Source organism: Oleiphilus sp. HI0066, from assembly GCF_001635725.1.
Window position 1 is genome coordinate 1 of sequence record NZ_LWFH01001700.1, and the last position, 26,875, is coordinate 26,875.

At 44.0% G+C, this 26,875-nt stretch carries 30 protein-coding genes; 10 read left to right on the forward strand and 20 right to left on the reverse strand.

What is annotated here, in order from left to right:
* Positions 1-10 precede the first annotated feature (10 nt).
* The 3 genes from A3738_RS26540 to A3738_RS26550 all read right to left on the reverse strand — a co-directional run bounded on the left by A3738_RS26540 (position 11) and on the right by A3738_RS26550 (position 2,410).
* Positions 11-454, reverse strand: coding sequence for a pilin (locus A3738_RS26540; protein WP_082878351.1), 444 nt, complete (start codon positions 452-454; stop codon positions 11-13).
* Position 455: 1 nt separating this feature from the next.
* A complete protein-coding gene (locus tag A3738_RS26545) occupies positions 456-1,622 on the reverse strand; it encodes a hypothetical protein (protein ID WP_156502526.1) in 1,167 nt (388 codons plus the stop codon).
* A 344-nt stretch (positions 1,623-1,966) separates the two neighbouring features.
* Positions 1,967-2,410, reverse strand: a complete 444-nt coding sequence (locus A3738_RS26550; RefSeq protein ID WP_304440135.1) for a pilin — start codon at positions 2,408-2,410, stop codon at positions 1,967-1,969.
* 532 nt (positions 2,411-2,942) lie between these two features.
* Here A3738_RS26550 and pilB point away from each other — a divergent pair.
* The 8 genes from pilB (at position 2,943) to tsaA (ending at position 9,853) form a co-directional block, all read left to right on the forward strand.
* Positions 2,943-4,649: a type IV-A pilus assembly ATPase PilB gene (gene pilB, locus A3738_RS26555; RefSeq protein WP_068763969.1), complete on the forward strand. Its 1,707-nt coding sequence runs from the start codon at positions 2,943-2,945 to the stop codon at positions 4,647-4,649.
* Between the two features lie 2 nt (positions 4,650-4,651).
* Positions 4,652-5,878 carry a type II secretion system F family protein gene (locus A3738_RS26560; RefSeq protein ID WP_068501297.1) on the forward strand — a complete coding sequence of 409 codons (1,227 nt, stop codon included), beginning with the start codon at positions 4,652-4,654 and terminating at the stop codon, positions 5,876-5,878.
* Between the two features lie 75 nt (positions 5,879-5,953).
* The gene (locus A3738_RS26565; RefSeq protein WP_068501300.1) at positions 5,954-6,820 is read left to right on the forward strand and encodes an A24 family peptidase; all 867 of its coding nucleotides are present in this window, start codon (positions 5,954-5,956) and stop codon (positions 6,818-6,820) included.
* 33 nt (positions 6,821-6,853) lie between these two features.
* Positions 6,854-7,465: a dephospho-CoA kinase gene (gene coaE, locus A3738_RS26570; protein WP_068478467.1), complete on the forward strand. Its 612-nt coding sequence runs from the start codon at positions 6,854-6,856 to the stop codon at positions 7,463-7,465.
* Positions 7,466-7,687: a DNA gyrase inhibitor YacG gene (gene yacG, locus A3738_RS26575; protein ID WP_068478469.1), complete on the forward strand. Its 222-nt coding sequence runs from the start codon at positions 7,466-7,468 to the stop codon at positions 7,685-7,687. It begins immediately after the preceding gene.
* Between the two features lies 1 nt (position 7,688).
* Entirely contained in the window at positions 7,689-8,135 is a 447-nt protein-coding gene (locus A3738_RS26580) for an HIT family protein (protein ID WP_068475447.1), read from the forward strand.
* The gene (locus A3738_RS26585) at positions 8,101-9,126 is read left to right on the forward strand and encodes a hypothetical protein (RefSeq protein ID WP_068475445.1); all 1,026 of its coding nucleotides are present in this window, start codon (positions 8,101-8,103) and stop codon (positions 9,124-9,126) included. Before A3738_RS26580 ends, A3738_RS26585 begins: the two co-directional genes overlap by 35 nt.
* A 31-nt stretch (positions 9,127-9,157) precedes the next feature.
* A complete protein-coding gene (tsaA, locus tag A3738_RS26590) occupies positions 9,158-9,853 on the forward strand; it encodes a tRNA (N6-threonylcarbamoyladenosine(37)-N6)-methyltransferase TrmO (protein ID WP_068478471.1) in 696 nt (231 codons plus the stop codon).
* On the opposite strand, the gene A3738_RS26595 is transcribed toward tsaA, so the two are convergent.
* Both A3738_RS26595 and A3738_RS26600 read right to left on the reverse strand, forming a co-directional pair.
* Positions 9,846-10,265: a PilZ domain-containing protein gene (locus A3738_RS26595; RefSeq protein ID WP_068475036.1), complete on the reverse strand. Its 420-nt coding sequence runs from the start codon at positions 10,263-10,265 to the stop codon at positions 9,846-9,848. The genes tsaA and A3738_RS26595 overlap by 8 nt on opposite strands.
* A gap of 66 nt (positions 10,266-10,331) precedes the next feature.
* Positions 10,332-12,692: a response regulator gene (locus A3738_RS26600; RefSeq protein WP_068478473.1), complete on the reverse strand. Its 2,361-nt coding sequence runs from the start codon at positions 12,690-12,692 to the stop codon at positions 10,332-10,334.
* A gap of 104 nt (positions 12,693-12,796) precedes the next feature.
* Between A3738_RS26600 and A3738_RS26605 the strand changes: the two genes are divergently transcribed.
* Together A3738_RS26605 and A3738_RS26610 are read left to right on the forward strand one after the other, a co-directional pair.
* Positions 12,797-13,783, forward strand: coding sequence for a DUF3187 family protein (locus A3738_RS26605; RefSeq protein ID WP_068478475.1), 987 nt, complete (start codon positions 12,797-12,799; stop codon positions 13,781-13,783).
* Between the two features lie 21 nt (positions 13,784-13,804).
* Positions 13,805-14,371, forward strand: coding sequence for a YfaZ family outer membrane protein (locus A3738_RS26610; protein ID WP_197472419.1), 567 nt, complete (start codon positions 13,805-13,807; stop codon positions 14,369-14,371).
* An 11-nt stretch (positions 14,372-14,382) separates the two neighbouring features.
* On the opposite strand, the gene acpS is transcribed toward A3738_RS26610, so the two are convergent.
* The 15 genes from acpS to A3738_RS26685 all read right to left on the reverse strand — a co-directional run.
* Positions 14,383-14,757, reverse strand: coding sequence for a holo-ACP synthase (gene acpS, locus A3738_RS26615; RefSeq protein ID WP_068478479.1), 375 nt, complete (start codon positions 14,755-14,757; stop codon positions 14,383-14,385).
* Between the two features lie 4 nt (positions 14,758-14,761).
* A complete protein-coding gene (pdxJ, locus tag A3738_RS26620; protein WP_068478637.1) occupies positions 14,762-15,499 on the reverse strand; it encodes a pyridoxine 5'-phosphate synthase in 738 nt (245 codons plus the stop codon).
* 5 nt (positions 15,500-15,504) lie between these two features.
* The gene (gene recO, locus A3738_RS26625; RefSeq protein WP_068478481.1) at positions 15,505-16,254 is read right to left on the reverse strand and encodes a DNA repair protein RecO; all 750 of its coding nucleotides are present in this window, start codon (positions 16,252-16,254) and stop codon (positions 15,505-15,507) included.
* Positions 16,255-16,256: 2 nt separating this feature from the next.
* A complete protein-coding gene (gene era / locus A3738_RS26630; protein ID WP_082878484.1) occupies positions 16,257-17,243 on the reverse strand; it encodes a GTPase Era in 987 nt (328 codons plus the stop codon).
* A gap of 1 nt (position 17,244) precedes the next feature.
* Positions 17,245-17,922 (reverse strand): ribonuclease III, encoded by a 678-nt coding sequence (gene rnc, locus A3738_RS26635; protein ID WP_068478483.1) that lies wholly within the window; start codon positions 17,920-17,922, stop codon positions 17,245-17,247.
* Positions 17,923-17,936: 14 nt separating this feature from the next.
* Entirely contained in the window at positions 17,937-18,332 is a 396-nt protein-coding gene (locus tag A3738_RS26640) for a DUF4845 domain-containing protein (RefSeq protein ID WP_197469033.1), read from the reverse strand.
* Between the two features lie 79 nt (positions 18,333-18,411).
* Entirely contained in the window at positions 18,412-19,188 is a 777-nt protein-coding gene (gene lepB / locus A3738_RS26645; RefSeq protein ID WP_068478487.1) for a signal peptidase I, read from the reverse strand.
* 38 nt (positions 19,189-19,226) lie between these two features.
* Positions 19,227-21,026, reverse strand: coding sequence for a translation elongation factor 4 (gene lepA, locus A3738_RS26650; RefSeq protein WP_068478644.1), 1,800 nt, complete (start codon positions 21,024-21,026; stop codon positions 19,227-19,229).
* Positions 21,027-21,104: 78 nt separating this feature from the next.
* Complete coding sequence (locus tag A3738_RS26655; protein ID WP_231876770.1) at positions 21,105-22,427, reverse strand: AarF/ABC1/UbiB kinase family protein; 1,323 nt, start codon at positions 22,425-22,427, stop codon at positions 21,105-21,107.
* A gap of 73 nt (positions 22,428-22,500) precedes the next feature.
* Positions 22,501-23,475, reverse strand: a complete 975-nt coding sequence (lipA, locus tag A3738_RS26660) for a lipoyl synthase (protein ID WP_068478491.1) — start codon at positions 23,473-23,475, stop codon at positions 22,501-22,503.
* On the reverse strand, positions 23,472-24,152 hold the full coding sequence (lipB, locus tag A3738_RS26665) for a lipoyl(octanoyl) transferase LipB (protein WP_231876771.1): 681 nt from the start codon (positions 24,150-24,152) through the stop codon (positions 23,472-23,474). The genes lipA and lipB overlap by 4 nt, the downstream gene beginning before the upstream one ends.
* A 12-nt stretch (positions 24,153-24,164) precedes the next feature.
* A complete protein-coding gene (locus A3738_RS26670; RefSeq protein WP_068474619.1) occupies positions 24,165-24,428 on the reverse strand; it encodes a YbeD family protein in 264 nt (87 codons plus the stop codon).
* A 4-nt stretch (positions 24,429-24,432) separates the two neighbouring features.
* The gene (locus tag A3738_RS26675; RefSeq protein ID WP_068478648.1) at positions 24,433-25,599 is read right to left on the reverse strand and encodes a D-alanyl-D-alanine carboxypeptidase family protein; all 1,167 of its coding nucleotides are present in this window, start codon (positions 25,597-25,599) and stop codon (positions 24,433-24,435) included.
* Positions 25,600-25,690: 91 nt separating this feature from the next.
* Positions 25,691-26,557, reverse strand: a complete 867-nt coding sequence (locus tag A3738_RS32375; protein WP_082869121.1) for a septal ring lytic transglycosylase RlpA family protein — start codon at positions 26,555-26,557, stop codon at positions 25,691-25,693.
* Positions 26,557-26,875 (reverse strand): lytic murein transglycosylase (locus A3738_RS26685; RefSeq protein ID WP_197474064.1); only part of this gene is annotated, 319 nt, incomplete at its 5' end. The genes A3738_RS26685 and A3738_RS32375, both read right to left, overlap by 1 nt.

Consider the following 26,875-nt stretch of genomic DNA (forward strand, 5'->3'; position numbering starts at 1 on the left):
GACCCATGTTTTAACTACAAGCGGATGGCAAAAAACGTACTGGGATGCTTGAAGACGTTGCAGTCACTGTCCCGCTAGAAACACACGCCCATATTCCATCCGAAGCACGCTGCAATTGCAAAGTAGCTCCAGCTAAGCCAACACCTACATTTTTCAAAGCACAGCTAATACCACCATTGGACGTAAGCAGAGTTAGCGTACAATACTCACTACTTGCTGAGGTCATACCAACATACCCTCCGGAACCGGGCGTTAACGATGGAGTTTCTCCCTCATTAACAGCAACCTCATAGGTGATTTTTAGCGATGCTAATTCTGAAAATGCACTAGTTAACTGTGACTTTGAAACATAATCCTGATAAGCCGGAATAGCGACAGAAGCCAAAATACCAATTATCGCAACAACGATCATTAGTTCAATTAAAGTAAAACCTTTGACCTTTTTTATATCCATATCACTTACCAATTAAAAAGTTCTTTATTGTTATGAGGTCCAAATATCGTTCGCCATTAAGCCAAAAACGTGGGCCTTGCATGGCCGGAGCAAAAGGATCCATTAGCGAATAGCTTATGCCGATCAATATCACATATGCAACAACGATAAACAAAAGCGTGATGGCTAGCATAGTCGTTAAAATCGTACTTCGGGACGAACCTTGAGTCGAGGTTTTTAATGACATAATTCGCAAGTCACTTTGACGGGAAATAGACCCTAAATAAAGCCCGAGAAACAAACCCCAAAATACAAATAACAGGCACTGAGCCATTGGCATAACGATCACACCAGAAACCAATGAAAGCATCAAAGCGCCTAAAAAAGACATAAAGGCAATATCAATCAGCTCAACCGCTCTATTCGCCTTCAATCGTCCTCGATACAACGACAAGGTCCAAAGCACTATGCCAATCATCGCAACTGTAGCAACTCCGCCCCATTCAACTAACAATTCCAAAATTGAATTATGCGGGTGGCTGAGCATTATCAATTTAACCGGTGCTTCGAATAAACCCGGCCCGATACCAACAAGTAAGTGCATCAAACTAAGCTGATCGATAGTCGCCAACCATAGAGGTATGCGACCACCATCGTTTACTGTAATTAATTGTTTTGCCGACTCATCAAAACTCGACATATACAAAAGAACGCACATTAAAGCGTAAGCAGCTACAGACACCAACAACCCTTTTACCGCCATGCGCTTATCAAAAAATGCGATAAACAATAGGGTAAGCGCCCACACCAAACTAATCCCTAATCCGCCGCCCAAGTACATCAATAGCAAATTGCCGAATAGCATTAGCAAAGCAAGCCGTCCGAAACGCTCACTCCATGAGAAAAATAATAAAGCCGGCAGTACAAACACCTGAACCTGATTAAAGAAGCGAATATTATCGAAACCAAAATAAACAACCGATGGAACGATCTTACCGCCATCGCTAGCAGCAAAAAATAAGTACAACAGCGCATAGCAGATCAGCGAGCTATGCGTAACAACGAGCGCTACAAACACCTGTTTAACAAAGGTAGTCGAACTATTGATCGCGACAAATATCGCCAAGCCAAATAAGAGAAAAAAGTGCAATACGTACAAAAACGAATTCACGGGCTCGATAGAGAGCATTGCCGAGACCAAGCCAAAACTGATAAAGACCAGCCCCCCAAGTAAAGGCAATTTAAATCTACAAACAAAATCGTTGGCCTTGTTGCGACCGGAGATTAAAGAGAAAACGAGGAAAAAAGTAGCAAACACAAGAACTATAGCTTCAAGTAAACGCTGTCGTTCAAAAAAGCTATAGGTAAAGCTTGGTGCTAATGGAAAGAAAGCAAAAAACAGAAAAACCGTAATGACAATTAACAAAATACGTTGAGATTTCATCATCCTAAACGCTCTCTTTCTTATTGATCGTCATAAGTGGCAGACATAAAAAAAGAGGGCGTAGCCCTCTTTCTCATACCAGTCATCTATTAGCTGCAAGAACCTGGCTTGTATTTCTCTGGGAATGCAACAGAGTTGATATTACCACCTGTTGCGCAAGACCATAGACCAGTCGCCGCATCGCGGTTTAAAGTAAGCGTTGCGCCAGTAACAGCAGTCGAACCGTCAAGAGTACAAGTAATCGCAGTAGTACCCGTTAGAGCTAGGCCGCAATATGTTCCGCCGTTCGCTGTTTGACCGATAAAGCCTGCGTCAGTTGCCGTTAATGATGGAGTATCACCACTGTTAACTGCGACTTCAAACTGTGTCTTAAGTGCCGACAACTCTGCTAATGCTGCAGTTGTTTCAGATTTAATGGTGTAATCCTGGTATGCAGGAATCGCTACTGCTGCCAAAATACCGATAATCGCAACAACGATCATCAATTCAATAAGCGTAAAACCTTTCTGTACTGTTTGCATTGCTTTGTTCATTATCAATCTCCAATTGCTCTATGAGCGAATAATAATTTTTTTCTAAGCCGCTTGGGCGTTATTGACTGCTTTGAGACCTTTCCTTTCAAACTGCAAAAAAGTTCTCAAAGCAGTCATCAAGCGCGTCTAATACTAACGTTAGCAGCACCCATGCCAAGCGCAAGAAAATATTTTATTTTTATTTAAAAGCAATGACTTATGGAGTTTTAAGAGAAACAACTATAAGAGTAAATAATCTATAACGAACGACTTGCGATAGCAATAAGTGACGCAATTTGTCACTTCTTACACAGCCGCGACACTAGAAGATTCAGATTTAACTCTCCACATCAAACTGAAGTCACAGACTACCGAACACCTAAACTAGCTTTAACGCCACATATTGCCCCTTACTAGGTAGAATCTCTTTTAAAAACCGAAACTTGCTCTACAATTTTTAAATAGCAGATGAATTAACGCACGTAAGCTAATAATAAATACGCGCATTTAATTCTGCTTATTGAATTAGAACACCTATAAGTAAGAGAACACTATGGCAAGCAATGCCCCAACAAACTTAACTGGACTCGCCCGCAAATTCGTTCTTGATCAAATTATTGATGAAGACACCGCGTTAAATGCACAAACGCATGCGATCGAAAACAACATTCCTCTAATCACGCATCTCGTTTCAGAGAACTTAGCAAATGCTAAAGCCATTGCGTTTTCGGCTGCAGAGGAATTTGGTGTTCCAGTTCTAGACCTTGGAGCATTTCTAAAAGAATCGTTTCCAGAAAAGCTTGTAGACGAGAAACTTATTCGCAAACATCGCGCACTCCCCTTATATGTGCGCGGCAATAGACTATTTATAGCCGTTTCAGATCCAACAAATGTAAACGCTGTCGATGAGATTAAATTCCACACGGGGATGAGTGTTGATTCAGTACTAGTCGAAGACGACAAACTATCCTCTGCTATCGACAGCTACCTTGAATCACAAGACGATTCAATGGGCGATCTTGATGACGAAGATCTCGATATTGATTTAGACGAAAGTCAAGAGCAGGAAGAAGATAACACATCCGCAGATACAGACGACGCCCCTATCGTTAAGTATGTAAATAAAATGCTGCTTGATGCGATCAAAAAAGGCTCGTCCGACCTTCACTTTGAACCTTACGAAAAATCATACCGAGTGCGCTATCGTACAGATGGCATCTTGCACGAAGTATCTCGCCCCTCCATCAAGCTTGCACCCAAAATTGCGGCGCGTTTAAAAGTAATGTCGCAAATGGACATTTCTGAGAGGCGTGTCCCGCAAGATGGTCGCATTAAAATGAAGTTGAGCAAAACCAAGGCAATCGACTTCCGTGTCAATACACTCCCAACTCTTTGGGGTGAAAAAATCGTACTCCGTATTCTTGATCCTAGCTCTGCGAAAATGGGTATCGACGCCCTTGGTTACGAAGACGTGCAAAAAGACATGTACATGGAAGCCTTGCACCAACCACAGGGGATGATTCTTGTAACCGGCCCTACGGGATCAGGTAAAACAGTTTCGCTATACACCGGTCTTAATATTCTGAATACACCAGAGAGAAACATCTCAACGGCGGAAGATCCTGTAGAGATTAACCTTGAAGGCATTAACCAAGTTAACGTAAACGCCAAAGTAGGCCTTAACTTCTCTGAAGCCTTACGCTCATTCTTACGTCAGGACCCGGACATCGTAATGGTTGGTGAGATTCGTGACCTTGAAACAGCCTCTATCGCGATTAAAGCGGCACAGACCGGCCACATGGTTATGTCGACGCTACACACCAACAGCGCACCAGAAACTCTGACCCGTATGTTAAATATGGGCGTACCAGCGTTTAACATCGCAACATCTGTATCCTTGATCATCGCTCAACGATTAGCACGACGCTTATGTAGCAATTGCAAAGAGCCATTGGACGTGCCTCGCGAAACACTACTTGAAGAAGGCTTTACTGAAGCGCAAATTGATGAAGGCATCACAATCTACCAACCTAAAGGCTGCGATAAGTGTAATAACGGCTATAAAGGAAGAGTAGGCATTTACGAAGTTGTGAAAATCACCCCTAAGATTTCGCAGTTAATTATGTCTGAAGCAGACTCCCTAACCATTGCCAAAGCCGCAGAAGAGGAAGGTTTTAACGACCTCCGTAAGTCAGCGCTATTAAAAGCAATTGAAGGTGTAACCAGTCTCGAAGAAGTACAGCGAGTAACGAAGGAATAAGCATGGCAACCACGGCAAAAAAACCCATTAATTTTGAATGGGAAGGTACAGACCGCAAAGGCAATAAGATTAAGGGCGCTATGACTGCGGAGACTGCAGCCCTCGTTAAAGCGCAGCTGCGCAAACAAGGAATCAACGCAGCCAAGGTTAAGAAGCCAGCATTCTCATTTGGCGGAGGAACAAAAAAGAAGAAAATAACCCCCTTCGATATCGCCATATTCGTTCGCCAACTTGCTACGATGATGAAAGCTGGTGTACCGCTCATCCAATCGTTCGACATTGTAGCGGACGGCCTTGAGAATCCGACACTTAGAGATCTCGTTCTAGAAATAAAGAACGACGTAGCTGCTGGTAATAACTTTGCTGGTGCACTGAAGAAGCACCCTCAACATTTTGATGATTTGTTTGTAAACCTTGTCGACTCAGGTGAAAAATCTGGCGCGCTCGAAACCATGCTAGACCGCGTTGCGACTTACATGGAAAAAACTGAGACGCTGAAAAAGAAAGTAAAGAAAGCGATGACCTATCCTATCTCGGTGTTGGTTGTCGCGATGGTGGTAACCGCAATACTGCTCCTTAAAGTAGTGCCCCAGTTTGAGAGCATGTTTGCCGGCTTCGGCGCTGAACTTCCCGCTTTCACACAAATGATTATTGCAGTATCAAAATGGCTACAGTCTTGGTGGTTAATTGTACTTATTGCGATCGTGGGCACTGTTTTCGTGTTTAATCAAGCCAAACTTAAAAGTGAAAAATTTAGAGATGGAGTAGATCGAACTATCTTAAAACTTCCGATTGTTGGGAATATAATTGATAAATCCTCAGTCGCTCGTTTTTCACGTGTACTATCAACTACTTTCGCTGCGGGCGTTCCATTAGTTGACGCTCTTGATTCTGTCGCAGGAGCTACTGGCAACGTCGTATATCGTAATGCCGTAAATACAATCCGAGACGAGGTGGCTTCTGGCACGCAATTACAGTTCTCGATGAAACAAACGGGCGTTTTCCCTGTTATGGCAGTGCAGATGGTATCAATTGGCGAAGAATCAGGTGCCCTTGATACGATGCTAGATAAGGTTGCTGAACACTTTGAAGAAGAGGTCGACAACCTAGTTGATAACATGACCACCTTGATGGAACCGTTGATTATGTCAGTACTTGGCGTATTAGTTGGCGGCCTGATTATCGGCATGTACCTCCCAATATTCCAGATGGGCGCGGTAGTAGGTTAAATACGGTATTTACGTTTAATACAATAAGGCAAAGTTTCGGCTTTGCCTTTTTTATGGTCAAAAGAAAGAAGATCCATGCAAGAAATTAATACACTCATATCAACACTGAACAACAACAGCGCCCTTTTATACACGAGCTATGTTGTTCTAGGGCTTTTGGTCGGCAGCTTTTTAAATGTCGTTATCCACCGCTTACCCAAAATCCTGCATCAGGAATGGCGTCAGCAAGCGTCTGAATTTCTCGAGCAGGAAGCGCCCGAAGAAGACAAAATCACCTTATCAAAACCTAATTCCACCTGCCCTAACTGCGGCCATGCGATTAAGCCTTGGGAAAACATCCCGGTACTGAGTTGGCTATTTTTACGCGGCAAATGCAGTAATTGCTCAACAAAGATTAGTATTCGCTACCCTCTTATCGAGTTAACAAGCTGTTTTATGTGCTTTGCCATTGCATACAGTTTTGGCGCAAGCTACGAGAGCTTTGCTTTGCTTCTCTTTACCTGGGCACTCATAGCTCTCACGATGATTGATGCTGACACCCAACTTTTGCCAGACAACATTACCCTACCTCTTATGTGGTTAGGCTTGATTGTCAACAGTTTTGGATTAGTGACTAACTTCGACAGCGCCTTCTGGGGTGCGGTTGCGGGTTATTTATCTCTTTGGTCCTTGTATTGGTTGTTCAAGCTTGCTACAGGTAAGGAAGGAATGGGATATGGAGACTTTAAACTACTGGCAGCTTTGGGAGCGTGGCTCGGCTGGGAAATGCTTCCGATTATCATTATATTATCCTCTTTTGTAGGAGCCGCTTACGGAATACTTGCAATGGCGATTGTCGGTCGCGAGAAAAATAAACCCATGCCATTTGGCCCATACCTGGCAGCTGCTGGCTGGATTGCGCTTATGTGGGGCGAACAAATTAAAACCATTTGGCTTGGCTAGCCAGATCTTAATAAGAAAGAGACCAAACACCTTATGCTAATCGTTGGATTAACGGGCGGTATCGGCTCGGGGAAAAGCGCTGCCAGTGATCGATTTGAAACACTTGGTGTAACCGTAGTTGATGCGGATGTTGTCGCACGTGAAGTTGTCGAGCCTGGTTCTAGTGCACTAGGCATGATCGCTAAGCAATTTGGAACGGATGTTCTACATTCAGACGGCGAGCAAAAAGGTGCGTTAAATCGAGCACGCTTACGTGAAATTATCTTTTCTGACAGCAATGCGAAGCGCTGGCTCGAAACTCTTTTACATCCACTTATTCGATCTGAGATTATTCGACAGCTTAGCCAAGCAGAATCAGCTTACGCAATTCTAGTCTCGCCTTTGTTATTCGAAACAAAACAAAGCCAGCTCTGCACGCGAACATTATTAATTGACGCCACCGAGGCAGATCAAAAAATCCGTGCAGCCACGCGAGATAACGCTTCAGAAGAAGATATAGGGAAAATCATTGCTGCTCAAATGCCTAGAAAAATGAAACAAGAGCGTGCTCACGACATTATTTTAAACGATGGTGATTTAGACCACCTGAACGCCGTGGTAGACTCACAACACGAAGAATACCTCAAACTTGCCGAGTCAAAATAAATGTCAAACAACACTCCTCTAATCGTTAATTGTCCAACCTGCGCAGACCCTGTTACATGGGAAGAGAAGAATAAAGAGCGTCCATTTTGTAGCGAGCGCTGTAAATTAATTGATCTCGGCGCTTGGGCTTCAGAGGAGTACAGCATCGCTTCTCAAAGCCAAGACGAATGGGAAATCGCCGAAGCGCAAAGCGCATCTAACACTTCTGAAAGCCTTCAATAATATGAGTCGTCGACCCTGTCCATTTTGCGCGATTAATAACGGTGCACTGCCGGCCAGCGTGATTTATGAAGATGAACACTTCATGATTATTATGGATGCTTACCCCTTAAGTTCTGGGCATGTTTTAATCATACCTCGCGCTCATCACGATCGGATTTCAGCGCTATCAGACGAACATCAGTCCAAACTGTTCGATTTAGGGCGTAAGGTGATGAGCGCAATGATTAGAGCAGGTTTTGGAGAGGATGGCTGTAATATTCTATTAAATGATGGCAAAGCTGCTAATCAAACAGTTCCGCACATCCACCTTCATATAATTCCTCGCAAAAAGCATGACTTTTTACGATCATTGCCTAAACTAGCACTGCATGTCACTGGACTTATGGGAAGACAAGAAAAGCGTGCCACACTGGATGAGCAAGCGCGTCAAATCGCCAAGTATTTTTAGTGCAAGTATTACTGCTGTCGCGCTATTGATGTGCGCATTTACATCAAGTGCTAATGATGTCGAATTTACCTCCCCCTCAGCAAAAGATAGAAGCTCTATTCCTTCGGAACAACAAGACTCACCGACACTTACTTGGCTTACAGAAAACCGTAACTACTGGGGGCATGTAGTTGGAGATACTGCCAAAAGGCTCGACGCGTTTTTCGCTGATGAAGAAGTAATCGAATCGAGCAATAATAGTTTTCTAAAAGTTGGCTTTGAATTTCAGCAGTACAAAAGTGGACACAGCTATCTAGACCCGATCGTTAAATTCCGACTTCACCTACCAACTTTGCAAAAAAAGCTCCGACTCATTGTTGAAAGTGAAACACCCGAAGAACAGAGTGTACGTGATAAAAAACGCGCAATTGGGCGCAAAGACGACGACAAACGCGTAAAAGACACTGCCTCAGGCGCGCTCGATTTTACACTTCGAAATCTGAAGGACTTTGATACAAGTACGGGTGTTGGGGTTAAATTCGGAGATCCGATCGACCCTTTCTGGCGTTACCGTCTTCACGGGAGATATGAATTTACAGACGTATGGAGCGTTTCCTCGCACGATGCTCTTTACTACTATCACGATGAGGGTTGGGGGGCGCATGCTGAATTTACGCTGCAGCGACAAGGACCTTGGTTTATCTTCCGGCAAGGAATAGATGGAAAATACGATCATAAAGAACGTCTTTGGGAGCTCGCTCACACCTACTCTTTCTTGCGTGAAATTGACTCAAAAAGGGCTATCAATTATCAAGTAGGGATGCTTGCTGAGACGAAGCCAGAAGTGCAAGCGACTGGGTATTTTGTTAACGCCATTTATCGTAGAAAATTGATGAAGGAATGGCTCTTTTACGAAATGATTCCAGAAATGTATTACCCAAAAGAAGATAACTGGAAGATGGATCCATCGTTTACGATTAAAATAGAAATGGTATTCTCTGAGAAAGAATAAGTATTTCCACTTAAGCTAAATCAGCATTCACATGAATATTACTCCTATCGCATTTGCGAGCACGCCTTTTAAAGAAAAATTTGGTATTCCAAGGCAGCCCTCGCTTATCAAACACGCAAATTCCGTCATAGAATTCGTTTCGCCTTACGATCAACCGGATGCATTCGTTGGCTTAGAACAGTATTCACATCTCTGGCTGCAGTTTGGCTTTCATCAGCACGAACATGCCGAATTCAAGCCTTTAGTTAGACCGCCTAGACTTGGAGGCAATAAAAAAACTGGTGTTTTTGCAACCCGCTCATCATTTAGACCAAATTCTCTGGGACTGTCACTTGTCGAGCTAAAGCAAGTCATTCTCGACAAAAAGACTAGCTTAATCGTCTCATGTCCTGACTTACTCGATGGCACACCTATATACGATATCAAACCCTATATTGAATATTCCGATAGCGCTATCAATCCTCAGTGTGGCATCGCGAAAAACGCACCATCTTCAAAACTAGATGTTGTGTTCAGTGACAAAGCGAGAGCAATGCTTCACGCCTTGACTAAAAATGGTTACACGAACCTAGAGTGTTTTGTAAAGGAAGTTATGGAACAAGACCCTCGTCCTGCGTATAAGCAACAAAACGAGGACCCTAAGATCTATGGCATGAAGTTATATGCCTTTGAAATTAAATTCCGTGTAGAACAGAACTCTCTAATCGTTATAGACATTACTAGCTAAAAGCGGGGAATTCCTTTGCGAATTTTCCTATCCATTCCGCAGCAGCACCTTCAGAGTCTAATTCGCGCCCTTCTACTTCTCTCACCCACAATCGGTAATGCTCAATATGACAGATCTGCTCGACCATCCGAGCACGATAGGCATCACCAGAGGTACAAAACTCTAAGCCGATTTCATAGCCATCTTCCTGAGTTAAACACCATATAACGCGAGCTTGAGCTTCGAAAGGAGGATCAATTACCGGGATTTTAATTGAAACGAGCGCGCCTTTACCAAAGGACCTTGAAGAACTAAAACTTAACCCACCAACACTGATATCTTTTGTAAACGTACAAACGGCTCTGTCCTCTGGAACCGTTGATAGTTCGATAGGCATATCAGACGGGTGTCGAATATATGCACGTGCGACCATAATCAATCCTTTGTTTATCCTTCTTATTAACATCCAATGTAGCAGTCGACCTTAGCAGGTCAATAACTATGCACTTATTTTACAGTTTAAATATTTTTTAAACGCAGCAGACAATGTGCCATCTATTGTGTACTTATTGATAGCGTCCGTTGCGCCTCCTTTAAGATAGATATCTTTACTATCCTGATCCATGTTACCGAGAGCTATAACAGGTGTAGGAACGTTATCTCGCCTTTTCCCCTCTATATTCCGGAGCATTTCAATCACTGTGAGTGTATCTATATCAGTAAACGCATCATCAACAAGAACAAGCTCGAAAGCCTCTTGCCTGAATGCATCCACTGCTTCAAATGCTGATTTGTAGTGTACAAATTGAGCACCAAACTTCTCACAATGTTGTCGCGTAAATTCGATACAGACCAACTCTTCCGCGATGAGTAAAACAGTACCCACATCGTAATTTGGGGCTAAGTCTGCCGGCAGCGCCTGTATATTCAGAGGACTAAGGAAATCAATAACACTATAGCGCGTCACTATGCTTTTTCGCTTGTGACCAAGCGTTCGGTCAGTTTGAAGCATATAGTTGACGGTTTGCACCCCAAGATGCGCAAAATTACTGCGCGACAGCAGTCCTTGCACACCTATCTCACTATACTCCTGAACATCCCCCGCTTGAGGGCTTTCGCTCACCACAAGAATCTGAATTGTTGCTGAAATGCAGCGTCTTAATTCAGACAAAAATTCGCGAGATGACATGTTAGGCACAAGATCACTTACAACTAATATTTGGTAGCTTGGATGACCCTTCAATGCACTTAATAACTGATCATATGAGTTTGTGTAATCGATGTTGTCGCACGCACTAGACAGTGCTTCGTAAACAAAACTATTTGCTTTCGTAGCCAAATCGTATACCAATACACTCGCCTCTGTAAGCCCACTTAGGTCATTTAGGTTAACGCTGCTTGCGCTACCAATAACAGGCGAAGGCAACCTCAGGCTTAGACTTTGGGTCAACTCACCATCTAAACCCTTTGAGAACACCCAGCGAGCACCCATGATGTAACAGAGCATCTCTAGCATTGACGTGGGCCCGCGTTCGGCATTTGAGCCAGATTCCGTCGCATCCAGAAGCTGCCCATGTTTCCTTGCTTGCCCTACTAGCTCAAACACGTACCGAGTGTCTTTCATGGGTATATCTTTCTTACTTATGCTAAATGTCACTTGCTCCAAACTCGGCTCCAACAATAAACGCTTAAATGCATTTCTCGTGATCCGCCTAATCTTCTGAGGGTCGCCTTCAACGAAATCAGGTAAGTCTTCGTCAAAATCAAAAATAAAAGCCACATTTCGGCGCTCAAAACGCCGTTTAAATTCATTTACTAAAAATAAGCCAAACACTCTTAGGCTAAATGGTATTTCCGAGAGAGCGACCTCACCCGATTCCATTAATGCTCGCTCATGCAGGTTGGCACTTACACTTAACACAGCAGATAAATAGTTTGATAAAAACGCAGCCTGCTTATCGCCGTCATGTGAAGCACGTGCGTGTAGCGCTAGTGTGCGAGCAATTGCGCTCTTAATGTCTGAACTCGCTTGTTCAGTTGATAGATTTTGCCCAATCTGACCACGTTCCACCTTACTGATATGTGCATCAAGCTCTCTGATCTGAGATTCAAACTCAAAGCGCTCTACTTCAGACGCTTCTTTGACTGTCAAAACGGCACGCCATAGACCGCTCAATTCATCCCTACGTCCACCTATAAGGTTTCTTATCTGCGACGAGCTCATAGCGGGGTCGCTCAAGCGTCGAGTAAATTCCTGATTAGGACGAATAAAGGCGAAAAAAATCCAAGCAAACACCAAGGTTAAAACGATGACAGACTTTGTTGCGTCCACACCATAATCTGACCAATACGACGATGTTAAGTGTTCAACATGGTCCCCGAAATAAAGCTTAAGGGATATTGTTCCAACCCAGTAATCTCCCGAATTACCTTCAGACCAAATACTTAGAGGATAACTAACCGTAGAAGTGGGACCAGCAAGCAGGCTTTTACCAATCCGCATAACTTCGGATTCGTTTTTAGAAACGGACCAAAAGAAGTCAGCCTGAGGACGAACATGATATGTAGAATAGTCACTAGAGCTTCGGTCGAAAGGCATCGCACAGGAATACTCGATCGTATTAAGACGTGCCGAAATATATTCCAAATCATTTTGCTTGAGATTTCGCGCTAGTTGCTCACCTTCTCGGACTAGCTTCTGCTTGGCGCAACTCTCAACAAGATGTTGATATGATCTAAATTCACTTATTCCTTTGACTATATATAAAGCTGCCGTAGCGAAGAGAACGACACCAACGCTCTTGAACCAAATTTTGCTTAACAATTTTGATTCAAAAAGTCCTTCTAAGAGCGACAACACGAAAACTCCGTTTTATTAGTAAATTATTATATGTGCGTAACAACACTAACAAATAACTTCGGTCTGCTCTATCCTGAGCGCCGTTAAATAAAAGATAGACTGATATGCTCCGCTCTCAATCCTTGATATCGGCCTTGATCATCCTGTTCTTATCATTGTTTGATCAACGTGCCTACGCATCAAAAATTCAGTATGTAAATTTGAACCCGCTAATCGGCCAGCTTCCTTACGCGCACTATCCATCTGCTGCTCAAAAGCAAAGTAAAATGACGTTTGAAACCAGTGTGGCAATATCTAATTATTTCAGGCAATCGACCGTAGACCAAACAACATACGATGTTGATGGAGAAACATCGCTTATCCGAGAAACGCTTACCTATCGAACGGGCACTCTTAGCCTCGGCTTATCACTGCAATATCAAGCGCATCGCTCTGGATATTTAGACGATCCAATCTACGAATTTCATGACGTATTTGGCATGCCTCAGAATGGTCGCGAGCAATCTACAAATAACCAGCTGAATTGGAATATCACAAAAAACGGTGAAACATATAAACGTATTGATAGATCGCATGGTCTGGGAGATACCATGCTTTTTGTCGAAATGCGTCCTACATCTTTCATAAGCGACGCAGTAAGCCTGAGCTTCAACTTGCCAACCGGCGATACGTCAAAGCAAACTGGCGGATTGGCAAGTTCAATTAATCTTAGCTTCGCAACGCAAGGCGCCTCGATTGAACTCGATAACGCTTTTCTGCCAAGAATTCAGACAAGTTATGGATATAACGTGTCGTATCTTCGTTACAAATCGATGATTGATGAGTTTTCACCAAACCCGTTTGTTGGTGGCGCTTATGGAAGCCTCGACCTTATTTTCACACCAACTATTGCATTAATTACCAATATTGACATAAATACTCCTTACTTCAATGATGAAGTACGTGAACTTGGATGGACGAGTATTGCACTATCGAGCGCTCTGTCTTTCGATGTCAGCAGACACAATATTTACATCGGGTTTAGTGAAGATATCAGACCTAGCACTACTCCTGATTTTTCTTTATTTTTCGGTCTTACTACAAACTTATAAATGCTTCAAAAAGGTTTCTTCATGACATTCAACATCCGCTTTATCGCATGCACAGCATTACTGGCTTTATCCTCCCTAAGTTACGCCGGCGGCGCCTCCTTCAGAATAAGCAATGACACTATTGGAGGTGGCATTGATGGCCAGATTGGTGAGACCGACCTAGTGGCGGGTTTCGAGCATTTTTATAAAGACGAAAGCGAATCGGTCAATATTAGCAACATTAATCTTCACACTCAGGGACAGACAGCTGTTTCAAATTTGCCAACTACTGTGCTGTTGGGGCTTGAGGCAACACATATGAAGGAAGGCGAATTCAAAGCTTCTGCGGTTGCTTTTGGTGGAGCTGTTCGGATCAATCTTCCTAGTACTCCAGGCCTATCAGTAGAAACTCGACTGCACTACGCGCCTGATATTCTTGCTTACGGTGATTCTGATGAATTTAAACGCTTTCGAGCCCAGCTCAATTATCGAGTCATCCAGAGTGCTGATCTCAGTCTTGGCTACCAGTATTTGAATGCAGGTATCAAAGATGCTGGCGATCGCACCTTCGAGAGCGGTTACTTCATTGGTCTAGGGATGAAATTTTAGGTCGTTCAAAGCTAGCTCAGGTTTGCGTACGCTATAACGAACCCTGCGTCATCACTAAGACTAATCTCAAGTGATGACGCATTCAGTTCCTCAAATCGAGATTGTGCACCATCTGTTAATGTAACGACTGGCTTTCCATTTGAATCATGCTGAAGCGAAATATCACGCCAAGATACTCCTGACGAAAATCCTGTGCCTAAGGCCTTCGCAACAGCCTCTTTCACAGCGAAGCGTTTTGCGACAAAATTTTCTTGACCACGATCTAAACGAACAAACTCCGTAAGCTCAGCATCAGATAGCACTTTCTCTGGAAAACGCTCCGGATTATTGCTCATTGCCTTTTCGATCCGCTCAATTTTTAGCAAGTCAACGCCAACGCCTATCATTCGACTAGCCTGCTTGATTAATGATCGATTTCATTTCTCGCACAGCTTCTTTCAAACCGACAAAGACTGCTCTAGCGATAATAGCGTGACCAATATTGAGTTCGTTCATTCCGTTGATCTGCGCAATTTCATGCGTATTATGATAATTCAAGCCATGGCCAGCATTAACGATTAAACCCTCGGACACACCTAATTCGGTAGAGGCAACAATCAACCCAAGCTCCCTTGCCTGCGCTTCATTTGAAGCAGGCTCAGCATAAGCGCCCGTATGCAGCTCTATCGCTGCCGCTCCACAATTTTTCGACGCCAAGATCTGTTGTTCGTCGGGGTCGATAAATAAAGAGACCTCTATGCCAGCATCACCGAGTCTTTGACAAGCATCCTTAACCTTATCAAGATGCCCCACAACATCTAACCCACCTTCGGTAGTTAACTCTTCGCGTTTTTCAGGCACCAAGCAAATATGCTCTGGCTTAACCTTTAAAGCGAGATCGACCATCGCATCCGTTACCGCCATCTCCAGGTTCATACGCGTTTGGAGGGTTTCCTTCATCACAAACACATCGCGATCCTGAATATGCCTGCGATCTTCTCTCGGATGAATCGTAATGCCGTCAGCGCCAGCTTCTTCAGCTAGCATCGCAGCCTGGACGGGATCAGGGTAACGCGTACCTCGTGCCTGTCTAAGGGTTGCAACATGATCGACATTTACACCTAACAACACCCTACGCTGTTGACTCATCTTACTCATCCTACTGTTGTATATTTACTGAACTGCTTGATTAGCTCTCTACTCCGAAGCTTCGCACCTTGGAGCGCCTGATCAATCAGCATATAACTGACTTTCTTATTTAACGTCTGATACACCGCTTTAAGATCATTTACTTGATTAGCGCTTTTATTAGAAACTAGCGCCTGCACGCGTGACGAATAAGCTAGGAGATCTTGACCTGAAAAAACGACATAACTTCGGCTATTCTCTTGTGTCAAAACGAATGTGGAGTCAGCACTCAAATAGTAATTCGACTCAGACTGTATAACCTTGCCTTGCCAATCAATATCAAAACTAGGTAACAAACCGAGCTCAGCTAACAATATAAGTTCAAAATCTCTGAGCATCTGAGACATATCTTCACCCTCACTTAAACCCGAGAGACACTCTACATAGGCTGAAAACAAAGCAGGCATTGGCTCTTCTGGCGCCAATAATTTGTATAACAGCTCGTTGATGTACAGACCCGCGAACTGCCGTTGGCCCGTCAACTCTAATTGGGCGCTGGGCGGTTCAGCTTGTGTTAAGGTTTTGAGATCAGATTTACCAACCCAATCAATTAACAAGGGCTGAAATGCCTGAAGAATGGCACTCTTTGAAGACTTTGCTTTGTAGCCGCCTTTAGCGACTAAACCTACCTTTCCATGCTGATACGTGAAGACGTCGAGTAACAAACTTGTATCACTAAACGGGCGACGATGAAGAATGTAACTCGCTTCAAACATGCTTACTGGTCGCGATACCCTAAGCTTTTCAAGGCACGTTCATCATCGGACCAACCGCCCTTAACTTTCACCCATAAGTTCAGCATGACCTTGCTATCAAACATACGCTCCATATCTTTACGCGCATCACGTCCAATAATCTTAATCTGCTGGCCTTTATCGCCGATCACAATCTTTTTCTGGCCGCTACGTTCAACAAGAATTAAGGCACTAATATGAAGAATATTTCTCTTCTGTTTAAACTCTTCAATTTCAACCGTCACCGAATACGGGAGCTCTTCTCCTAGTTGGCGCATGATCTTTTCGCGCACTAACTCTGCAGCTAAAAAGCGCTGACTTTTGTCGGTAACTTGGGAGTCGGGAAAGTAATGCATACTCTCAGGTAGCAACTCCTCAATAAGACTCTCCAACTGCTCGACGTTGTGTCCTTGCTTCGCTGAAATAGGGACGATATCTTGAAACTCGCCTTTCTTAGAGATCTCTTGCAAGTACGGCAGTAAGCCACCCTTGTCTTTTGTACGATCAACTTTGTTGATGCACAGAATCACCGGCGCACCGACATTCTGTAATTTTTCTAAGACCAGATCATCATCGTCGGTCCAATACGTACGATCCACAACGAACACCACCACGTCAACATCAGTCAACGAACTTGATGCGGCTTTGTTCATGTAGCGATTAATCGCCTTATGTTCTTTCAAGTGCAGGCCGGGCGTATCAACATATACAGCTTGATTCGCCCCGTTTGTCTTTATTCCTAAGATTTGATGTCGAGTGGTTTGCGGACGTCGAGAAGTGATACTTAGCTTTTGACCTAAGATGTGATTCATCAAGGTTGATTTGCCAACATTTGGCCGCCCAACAATCGCAACATAACCACAGCGAGTGTTGTGCTTCTGCACCACGCCACCAAATGCTTGACCTAATAGAGCGTCCAGCTCATCAGCAGACTGCGCTGCATCGTTATCGCCTAACTTCTTATCGCTCATATTACTTACCTAATTGTTCAATCGCTAACTTAGCAGCATCTTGCTCTGCATTACGCCTACTCAAACCACTCGTTTCAATAGAAATGCCTTCCGCAGGAATCGTACAACGAATATAGAACGTTTGTGCATGCGCCTCGCCTTCTGTGCGCAAAACCTCGTATGTCGGTAAGTCTTGTTTTTTAGCTTGAAGCAATTCTTGCAGCTGAGTCTTAGAATCTTTCTCTGTCGTTTCTAACTCAGGAGAACTCAATCGTTCTTCGTACCAAGACAATACCATTTGTTTGGCTACGTCATGACCAGAATCCAAATACGTCGCGCCGATAATCGACTCTACTGCATCAGCTAAAATAGATTCTCGTCGAAAACCGCCGCTTTTTAGTTCACCAGGACCGAGCTTTAGATAATCACCTAGCCCAAACTCTCTCGCTATCTCAGCGAGAGTTACGCCTTTAACCAAGCGAGCTCTCAAGCGCGAGAGTTGACCTTCTTTAAAATGAGGAAAACGAAGATAGAGTTGTTCGGCGATCACATAGCCGAGAATAGCGTCACCGAGATATTCGAGACGCTCATTATTTTTACCTTTGAAACTACGATGTGTGAGGGCGAGCTCTAAAAGAGATCGATCTTTGAAGGTATAACCAAGCTTTCGCTCAAGTCTGTCGTAATTAACTGTACTCACCCGTGTTGTGCTACCTATGGATAGATTTCTGATACTTCGTCGAACACAATCACTGCATCGACATTTTTGTAAACATTGATACGAACTTCATAATCTAAGTAGAAAGAAATCACCCCTTCTTCTTTCTCTATCGATACAGCTTCATTGAAGTCAATGTCGCGAATATTGTTAGTCTGCATACGTAATTTGAAGCGGCGATTAATCTCACCCAGATCGAGTTCAGCGGTTTGAGAATCCTCGACAAAAGACGTCACCACTGACTTTAATTGCCAGTGCTCAAAATAGGCTGGATACAATTTAAAACCAACTAACGCAACAAACGCAGCCATCGCTAGAAACACCAAAACAAAGGGCATTGAAGCGCCACGCTGGTTCTTCAACAATTTATTATTAGTTTCATTTCTAGACATTTGCATTGCTCCAATCAAATTCATTAACTCGCGTACTTAAGGTTAGACCCGCTCTATCAGGTTTACAACGTAATGCGTGTTACTCGATGCTTCCTGCGCGCGAAAACGATGGCAATGAAGTGAGACCTTTCCATTGCATCCAAATTGCAAACGCCTTACCAACCACTAACTCATCGGGAACGAAGCCCCAATAACGGCTATCGTTACTATTGTCACGGTTATCACCCATTACAAAGTAGGAGTTTTCTGGTACCACCCATTCACCTTCGGCTTGAATGTTTCGGCGTAGCTTATGCTCCATTAACTGATGTGTGACGTTGCCTATTTGCTCTTTGGCCAAACGATAAGGAGGTAAATTAGCTACAAGCGTTTCAGGAACTAATTCACCATTAATAAACAGTTGTTTTTCGTCGTAACGAATAACATCACCTGGGATCCCTACAACACGTTTTATGTAATTAGTTTTTCCATCTTCTGGGAATTTAAAGACAATTACGTCCCCTCGCTCAGGATCGTTCAGCTCGACCACCTTTGTGCCCGCGACTGGCAACCTCAAACCGTACTCGTATTTATTGACTAAGATGAAATCGCCGACTTCTAAGGTCGGCAACATTGAGCCCGACGGAATTTGAAAAGGCTCCACAAGAAAAGACCGGAGCACTAACACAAGCGCCAGCACTGGAAAAAAAGAGCGAGAATTATCAATCAACCAATGCATCTTCGGCTCATCCTCTGATGATGCCTTTGGAGCCTTGCTTGCCTCGCGTTGTTTAGAAAAATACAGAACGTCCGCTAAATAGACGAAGCCTGTAAAAAACGTTAGTACCACCAACACCAGTGGAAAATCGATATCCATTCTTTTCTCGCTACTTATTTTTATCGATCTTAAATCGATTAACTATCCACTTTCAAAACGGCTAAGAACGCTTCTTGCGGGATTTCTACGCTGCCCACTTGCTTCATCCGTTTCTTACCTTCTTTCTGCTTCTGAAGGAGCTTTTTCTTACGGCTCACATCACCACCGTAACATTTCGCTGTTACGTTTTTACGTAAAGCCTTAACGGTTTGACGCGCCACGACTTGGCCACCTATTGCCGCTTGAATAGCAACATCGAACATTTGGCGTGGAATCAACTCTTTCATCTTTTCGGTTAATAAACGGCCTTTAGATTGGGCGTGGTCCTTATGAATAATCAAGGCCAGCGCATCAACTTTATCGCCGTTAATAAGAACGTCTAGCTTAACTAGGTTAGCAGCCTCAAAACGAATAAATTGATAGTCGAGTGAAGCAAAACCACGACTCACTGATTTCACACGATCGAAGAAATCGAGTACAACTTCAGCCATTGGTAATTCGTACTTGAGCGCGACCTGTCCTCCGATGAATTGCATATCTTTCTGGACACCGCGTTTCTCAACACAAAGACTAATCACGTTACCCAAATAGTCTTGTGGAACCAGAATATTTGCCTCAACAATTGGTTCACGCATTTCGTCGATAGAACCTGGATCAGGGAGTTTTGATGGATTATCGACCATCACTACGTCGCCATTTCTCAACTTAATTTCATAGGCTACCGTTGGCGCCGTAGTAAGAAGATCAAGGTCGTATTCGCGCTCCAAACGCTCTTGGATAATCTCCATATGGAGCATACCCAAAAAGCCGCAACGGAAACCAAAGCCCAGTGCATCTGACGTCTCAGGCTCGTAGTACAGAGAAGCATCGTTCAACGTCAGCTTTTCTAAAGCTTCACGGAATGACTCATAATCGTCGGAGCTGACAGGGAACAACGCCGCGTAGACTTGAGGTTTTACGCGTTGGAAGCCGGGCAACTGGCCGACTTCTTGAGTCTTAGCATGCGTGATCGTGTCCCCTACCGGTGCACCATGAATATCTTTAATTCCGGCTACAACAAATCCAACTTCACCTGCTTGCAATATCCCTGTTTCGGTATGCTTCGGCGTAAATACGCCGCAAGAAGTAATCTGCTCGATCTTGCCGGTAGATTTGATAAATATTCTGTCGCCTTTGCGAAGTGTGCCTTCAACGACACGAACAAGCGACACAACTCCTAGGTAGTTATCAAACCACGAGTCGATAATTAGGGCTTGCAACGGAGCTTGTCGATCGCCTTCAGGTGGTGGAATAACCTTAACCAATTCTTCGAGCACATCTTTAACGCCCATACCACTCTTAGCACTACACGGCACGGCACCCGTCGCATCGATACCAATAATATCTTCTATTTCTTGCTTTACACGCTCAGGCTCAGCTTGTGGCAAATCCATTTTGTTAAGGATTGGAAGAACTTCTAAGCCTTGTTCAATCGCCGTATAACAGTTCGCTACAGACTGCGCCTCAACACCTTGACCCGCATCAACGACTAACAAAGCACCTTCGCAAGCCGCTAAAGACCGCGATACCTCATACGAGAAGTCAACGTGTCCGGGCGTATCGATAAAATTAAGCTGGTACGTCTCACCGTCATCCGCTTTATAGTTCAAGGTCACACTTTGCGCTTTGATCGTAATACCACGCTCTCTTTCGATATCCATCGAGTCAAGAACCTGCGCCTCCATTTCACGGTCACTTAAACCACCACAATCTTGAATAAATCTGTCAGCCAAGGTCGACTTACCATGATCTATATGGGCAATAATGGAGAAATTACGGATATTTTTAAGACTGCTCACGTGCAAAATACTCTTTAAATTTGAGGCGCGCATTTTATAGTAAAAGCGAGCATTTTCAAAACGTGTTGCAAGGTTAGTTCATGGTTTAATGTATAGGAAACGCCGCAAATGCGGCTCGCCATCAAACTGAGCACCAATCACCGAGATAAAGGTATAAACGCCGACGAGTTTTCGATTTAGAAAAACGAACTCCTTTGGCGGTATTTTGAAGTAACGGCTGACAGCTGAACGCGCAGCAGTTTTGGCAATTCGCGTTGGCAAATCACTCTCAGCCCATAAATAAGCCCCAGATTCGTCACAATGATCTGCTTTACAAACTGCTGGCGAATCAATCCTAGCCAAGGGTTCAAGTACAGCCATACAGACTTTCCCGAATGTCTCGAGCACGTAATCGGGCCAATCCTCGTGCATGAAATCAAGCGCAATACCCGCTTGAATCACGCCCTTAAGATCATTGTGATAAGAAGATTGAATCATCTCACATACGGGTTTTATAAAGCTCTCGTCGTAGCGTTGAACCGCACCAAAGTCAAGAAGAACAAGTTGAGGAGATTTGGACTTATTAATACGAACACGGTAATTACCGAAATTCGGGTCCGTTTGCATTTCATGCCATACGAAAAGCTCATTCAGGAACAATTCAAGAAATGCCTGCCCGAGTGCGTTTCGCTCTTGCTGTGACAAACCTTGCGCCAATTCACTAGCAACATGCACGCCTTCTTCATAGCTGGTTGCTAAGACCTTAGAGGTCGAATATCGAGAATAAACAGAGGGCACAACGTAGCGATGATCCTCTTTCAGAAGATCATTGAAACGCTGCGTCGTTTTAGCTTCTAATCCGTAATCCACCTCACGGTGCATCATAACGCGAACTTCTTCGAGCCACTCATCGAAAGCAGGCCCACGAGACACTACATTGGCAAGGCGTAAGATTTGAGCAACAGAGTCTAAATCAGCGTCGATCGCCTCACTCACGCCCGGATATTGAATCTTAAGACAAATCTCTTCACCACTGCTTTTCACAATCGCTCGATGCACCTGCCCCAAAGAAGCCGTCCCAATAGATGTTTCGCACACATCAAGTTCTTGAAAACGCTCCGAGCCGAGCTGTTCGTACAACAAACCACGCATGATAGACCAATCGAGCGCCGCGGTTTTCTCTTCAAGCGTATGAAGCGCTTCAGTCACCTCAACTGGTAGAAAATGCTCGCCGTAAAGCGCCATAATCTGACCAATCTTAACAACACTGCCTTTGAGCTTACCCAACTCTTCAACGAGATACTTAGCTTCTCGTGAAAGTGCCGCACTGCGCGCCTCTGCGCGTTTTTGTGAGGACTGAAAGAGACCGGCCGTCAAACTGCCCGCCATACGCGTACCGGAGACCAAACCAGCCTTAGTCAAGCTTAAACGCCTTTCAAAGCTTCCAGTTTTAATCTTTGACAGTTTCAACGAAGAACCTCTTAAGAGCCAAGAGTTAACCGACCTTCTCGCCCTTTGCTTGCTTGTCTGCGTGATACGACGAACGAACTAATGGACCACTCGCAACATGCTTAAAACCTATTTCTTTGGCAAGTTCGCCTAACTCATCAAATTCTTCAGGTGTAACGAAACGTTCAACGGCCAAGTGGTCACGACTCGGTTGTAGATATTGACCGAGCGTAAGCATATCGACATTGTGTGCGCGTAAATCACGCATCACCTGAATAACTTCTTCTTTCGTTTCACCAATACCAAGCATTAAACCCGACTTCGTAATCACTGAAGGTGCCGCAGCTTTATACTTTTCCAATAAATCTAACGACCAATCGTAATCGGAGCCAGGTCTAACCTTTTTATATAAGGATGGCACGGTCTCTAGATTATGATTAAAGACATCAGGTGGAGTGTCTTTAAGAATATCGATTGCTACGTCCATACGCCCCCTGAAATCCGGAACGAGAACTTCAATTTCAATTGAATCAGTTCTTGAGCGAGTTTCAGAGATACAATCAGCAAAATGCTGAGCACCACCATCACGCAGATCGTCACGGTCAACAGAAGTTATAACCACGTAATTGAGATTCATGTCAGCGATGGCTTCGGCTAGCTCTCGGGGCTCATCTTGATTTAGCGGCTTTGGACGTCCATGCGCGACATCACAGAAAGGACAACGACGCGTACAAATATCCCCCATGATCATAAATGTGGCAGTGCCACCACCAAAGCATTCACCTAGGTTCGGACATGATGCCTCTTCACATACCGTGTGCAGTCCGTGCTTTCGCAACTTGTCCTTAATTTCGCCAATTCGAGGCGTTGCAGGAATTCTCACGCGAATCCAATCAGGCTTTCGCGGCATCGTTTCGGTAGGAATCACTTTAATTGGAATGCGGGCAACTTTTTCAGCACCGCGCAACTTTTCACCAGCCACGACTTTTTTAACGGACGTCTTTTTAGTTTCTTCTGTCATAACGAATCTGTAACTTCAATGTTGGTCTGCCGATAACAAAATAATGAACTTAGGGCATCTACGAGGCAGTTAGAAAATTCTGTAATAGAGACCTCAGGGCAATAATCTCTCAGCTGAGCCATTTGTAAACCTTGGTAGCCGCAAGGATTTATACGAAGCCAAGGGCTTTGATCCATATCGAGATTTACACTCAGACCATGAAAAGAACGCCCTTTACGAATACGCAAACCTATAGAACCAATTTTACGCCCATCGACATATACACCTGGCGCTTCAGGATCGGCCTTAGAGTCGACACCAAAATCTTTTAGCGCCTGAACCATTGCCTGCTCAATCAGTCGTACGAATTGTCGCGTACCAATACCCATTCTATCTATATCGAACAAAACATAAATCACTAACTGACCAGGCCCATGGTAGGTGACTTGACCACCCCTATCGACTTGCACTACCGGAATATCTCCAGTGTTGAGAAGATGCTCGGACTTACCGGCTTGCCCCTGAGTAAATACTGGATCGTGCTGCAAAACCCATAATCGATCATCTGATAGAGAATCTCGTTTATCTGTGTAGTCTTGCATCGCTCGCCACGCTGTTTCGTAATCAAGCTTCGATGAGAAATATGTTACCTTGAGCTCGCGTTCAGAGTTTCTAGGTTTGGCCAATTCTTCTGACAAGACAGATGCCCTCTACAGGACCATCTTCACACGACCAGTCGCAATGATAGCCTGATGCATGGCATCCAATTGCTCGCGACTTGTAGCTGTAAATTTGATACGCAAGGAAATGAAAGTTCCATTCTTACTCGGTTGAACCACTATAGTGCTTGGATCAAAACCTTGTGTGTTATCGGAGATAATACCCCCGATAACATCTTTTAGGTCTGGTTCGTTGTTACAAATTACCTTAATAGGGTAATCACAAGGAAACTCGAGTTCTTGAGTCTTATCCATAGGGTTAGCTAAACAATCCAATAAAAAATAGTTTGATCATATCCCAAATACGTTTAAAGAAACTTCCCTGCTCAACATCGGCCAGCGCAACGATCACTCGGTCTACGACAACCTTGCCGTCTAAAGTCACGCGTAACGTGCCTAGTTTATCACCAATCGCGATCGGAGCTTGTAAATTAGAGTCAACTTGAATCTCAGCGTCTAACTCGGTCTTATGGCCGCGTGGAATAGTAATTACAACATCCTCAGACACACCTAAATTCACATTATCTAGTGCACCACCCCAAACGCGTGATTCCGTCAATGCGTCACCAGCCGCGTATAAAGGCGTCGTTTCGTAATAGCGGAAGCCATAATTCAATAGCTTTTGCGTTTCTTTTACGCGAGCTTCTTCACTCGCAGTACCCATCACAACACTGATCAATCGCATATCTCCGCGCTTCGAAGAAGACACTAAACAATATCCTGCTTCCTTTGTATGACCAGTCTTGAGTCCATCAACAGACTTATCGCGCCACAACAAACGATTGCGATTAGGCTGACGAATGTTGTTGTAAGTAAAATACTTCGTACTATAAATTTTATAGAGATCAGGGTAGTCGTTAATGATTGCTTGAGCGAGCAAAGCCATGTCATACGCGGTTGAATGGTGACCATCAGCCGGAAGACCCGTAGCATTCATAAAGCTTGACCCAGTCATTCCAATCTGAATCGCCTGTTGATTCATAATATCTGCGAACGCTTCCTCACTGCCGGCCAAATATTCAGCTAATGCAATACTTGCGTCGTTTCCAGACTGAATGATAACGCCTTTCAGTAAGTCCTCTAAAAGAACGTTAGTACCCTCTTTGATAAAGGTCTTTGAACCACCTGTGCGCCAGGCCTTTACACTGACAGGCACTTGATCCTGAAGGGAAATATTACCCTCTACAATCTCGCTTTCGACGATATACGCGGTCATTAGCTTAGTGAGACTCGCTGGAGGTAAGGATTCGTTACTATTTTGCTCGACGATGATCTCACCCGTCGTTGCATCCATTAGCACATACGAACTTGCACCCACCTGAGGTGGAGCAGGAATTAACGCAGGTTTTGCAGACACGAGTGCCGAAAACAATAATGAACAAGCTGCTGTAACGACGAGGACGCTACGCGAAAAATTAGCTAGCATAAAGTTACCTAAAACCCCATATATTCTGTCTATTTTAATGCTGCGCAAGTCTAACGCATTCTGCACAAGCATTCATTAATGTATAAAACTTTTAACGCTCCGGTGCCGCAGTTGATCTAGTGATGACTTGCGGCGAGCCGATCTTTGCATTTACAAGAACATTCACCAACTCTTGCGCGTCAGAATCTGTCACGAAAGGACCGATCCGAACTCGATATAAAAGCCCAGAATCTACCTCAACCTTCGCCAAGAAAACTGGCACATCTTGAACATAACTTTCAGCGCGAAGACGTATAGACTCAGCCAAATCGTAACTAGAGAACGCAGCAATTTGGACATACGGGGCAAGAATCTCTTTAGGCGGAAGATTAACCGACGTTTTCTCTACAGGGCGTTGGCTATTATCAGCTTGCTCTGCAGAAGGTTGAGGGACAAACAGACGCTCCAAGCGCACCTTGGCTGTTCCTTGATCTTTATAACCAAGCTTGATCGCAGCAGCGTAAGACAAATCTATGATACGGTCACTATGAAACGGACCTCGATCATTTACTCGAACGACAAGTTCACGACCATTTTCGAGATTAGTAACTTTAACGTAACTGGGTAAAGGGAGGGATTTATGTGCAGCAGAGAAGCTATACATATCATAGCGTTCCCCGTTAGAAGTTAGCTCATCATGAAATTTCAAACCATACCAAGACGCATAGCCAACATCCTCGTACGAAACATCATTCGCCATAACCTCATAACGTTTACCGAGAACGGTATAATTTTTTTGATTTCCTTGGCGACTAAGCGGCTCCCATTTGGGCTGAACCAACCGTACCCTGGATACATCGAACTCCCCTTGAGGCTCTACATCCTGATCAATTTTATATTGACGCTCTGGCTTTGTTGTACACGCAGCCGCTAACACTAAGAATAATACGATAGAACCAAGACGGAGGAACTCTCGCATTAAAACGACTCAGCTAATTGAAATACAGCCATTGCATATAAATGGCTATGGTTGTAGCGCGTAATCACATAAAAATTGTGGAAGGTAAGCCATGTCTCGTCACCACCAACAGCAACTAAATCGAGCAGTTTAATCGCTTCTTCGTTTGAGATGTCCGAATCGGCCGAATAACCAGCATCACGTAAGTCTTTCATGACATATTTCGGTTTAAGCTTGTCATGTAACAGACCCTCATAATCAACACCATTTAACGACACCTGTTTAGCGACAGGTTGATCCGATTTCCATTTATGGCGTTTAAAATAATTGGCAACACTA

What these genes read in the sequence shown, in the direction of transcription:
- A3738_RS26540 (WP_082878351.1), bottom strand. Translation starts at nt 454, where the DNA reads ATGGATATAAAAAAGGTCAAAGGTTTTACTTTAATTGAACTAATGATC.
- A3738_RS26545 (WP_156502526.1), bottom strand. Translation starts at nt 1,622, where the DNA reads ATGCTCTCTATCGAGCCCGTGAATTCGTTTTTGTACGTATTGCACTTT.
- A3738_RS26550 (WP_304440135.1), bottom strand. Translation starts at nt 2,410, where the DNA reads ATGAACAAAGCAATGCAAACAGTACAGAAAGGTTTTACGCTTATTGAA.
- pilB (WP_068763969.1), top strand. Translation starts at nt 2,943, where the DNA reads ATGGCAAGCAATGCCCCAACAAACTTAACTGGACTCGCCCGCAAATTC.
- A3738_RS26560 (WP_068501297.1), top strand. Translation starts at nt 4,652, where the DNA reads ATGGCAACCACGGCAAAAAAACCCATTAATTTTGAATGGGAAGGTACA.
- A3738_RS26565 (WP_068501300.1), top strand. Translation starts at nt 5,954, where the DNA reads ATGCAAGAAATTAATACACTCATATCAACACTGAACAACAACAGCGCC.
- coaE (WP_068478467.1), top strand. Translation starts at nt 6,854, where the DNA reads ATGCTAATCGTTGGATTAACGGGCGGTATCGGCTCGGGGAAAAGCGCT.
- yacG (WP_068478469.1), top strand. Translation starts at nt 7,466, where the DNA reads ATGTCAAACAACACTCCTCTAATCGTTAATTGTCCAACCTGCGCAGAC.
- A3738_RS26580 (WP_068475447.1), top strand. Translation starts at nt 7,689, where the DNA reads ATGAGTCGTCGACCCTGTCCATTTTGCGCGATTAATAACGGTGCACTG.
- A3738_RS26585 (WP_068475445.1), top strand. Translation starts at nt 8,101, where the DNA reads ATGAGCAAGCGCGTCAAATCGCCAAGTATTTTTAGTGCAAGTATTACT.
- tsaA (WP_068478471.1), top strand. Translation starts at nt 9,158, where the DNA reads ATGAATATTACTCCTATCGCATTTGCGAGCACGCCTTTTAAAGAAAAA.
- A3738_RS26595 (WP_068475036.1), bottom strand. Translation starts at nt 10,265, where the DNA reads ATGGTCGCACGTGCATATATTCGACACCCGTCTGATATGCCTATCGAA.
- A3738_RS26605 (WP_068478475.1), top strand. Translation starts at nt 12,797, where the DNA reads ATGCTCCGCTCTCAATCCTTGATATCGGCCTTGATCATCCTGTTCTTA.
- A3738_RS26610 (WP_197472419.1), top strand. Translation starts at nt 13,805, where the DNA reads ATGACATTCAACATCCGCTTTATCGCATGCACAGCATTACTGGCTTTA.
- acpS (WP_068478479.1), bottom strand. Translation starts at nt 14,757, where the DNA reads ATGATAGGCGTTGGCGTTGACTTGCTAAAAATTGAGCGGATCGAAAAG.
- pdxJ (WP_068478637.1), bottom strand. Translation starts at nt 15,499, where the DNA reads ATGAGTCAACAGCGTAGGGTGTTGTTAGGTGTAAATGTCGATCATGTT.
- recO (WP_068478481.1), bottom strand. Translation starts at nt 16,254, where the DNA reads ATGTTTGAAGCGAGTTACATTCTTCATCGTCGCCCGTTTAGTGATACA.
- era (WP_082878484.1), bottom strand. Translation starts at nt 17,243, where the DNA reads ATGAGCGATAAGAAGTTAGGCGATAACGATGCAGCGCAGTCTGCTGAT.
- A3738_RS26640 (WP_197469033.1), bottom strand. Translation starts at nt 18,332, where the DNA reads ATGTCTAGAAATGAAACTAATAATAAATTGTTGAAGAACCAGCGTGGC.
- lepB (WP_068478487.1), bottom strand. Translation starts at nt 19,188, where the DNA reads ATGGATATCGATTTTCCACTGGTGTTGGTGGTACTAACGTTTTTTACA.
- lipA (WP_068478491.1), bottom strand. Translation starts at nt 23,475, where the DNA reads ATGACAGAAGAAACTAAAAAGACGTCCGTTAAAAAAGTCGTGGCTGGT.
- A3738_RS26670 (WP_068474619.1), bottom strand. Translation starts at nt 24,428, where the DNA reads ATGGATAAGACTCAAGAACTCGAGTTTCCTTGTGATTACCCTATTAAG.
- A3738_RS26675 (WP_068478648.1), bottom strand. Translation starts at nt 25,599, where the DNA reads ATGCTAGCTAATTTTTCGCGTAGCGTCCTCGTCGTTACAGCAGCTTGT.
- A3738_RS32375 (WP_082869121.1), bottom strand. Translation starts at nt 26,557, where the DNA reads ATGCGAGAGTTCCTCCGTCTTGGTTCTATCGTATTATTCTTAGTGTTA.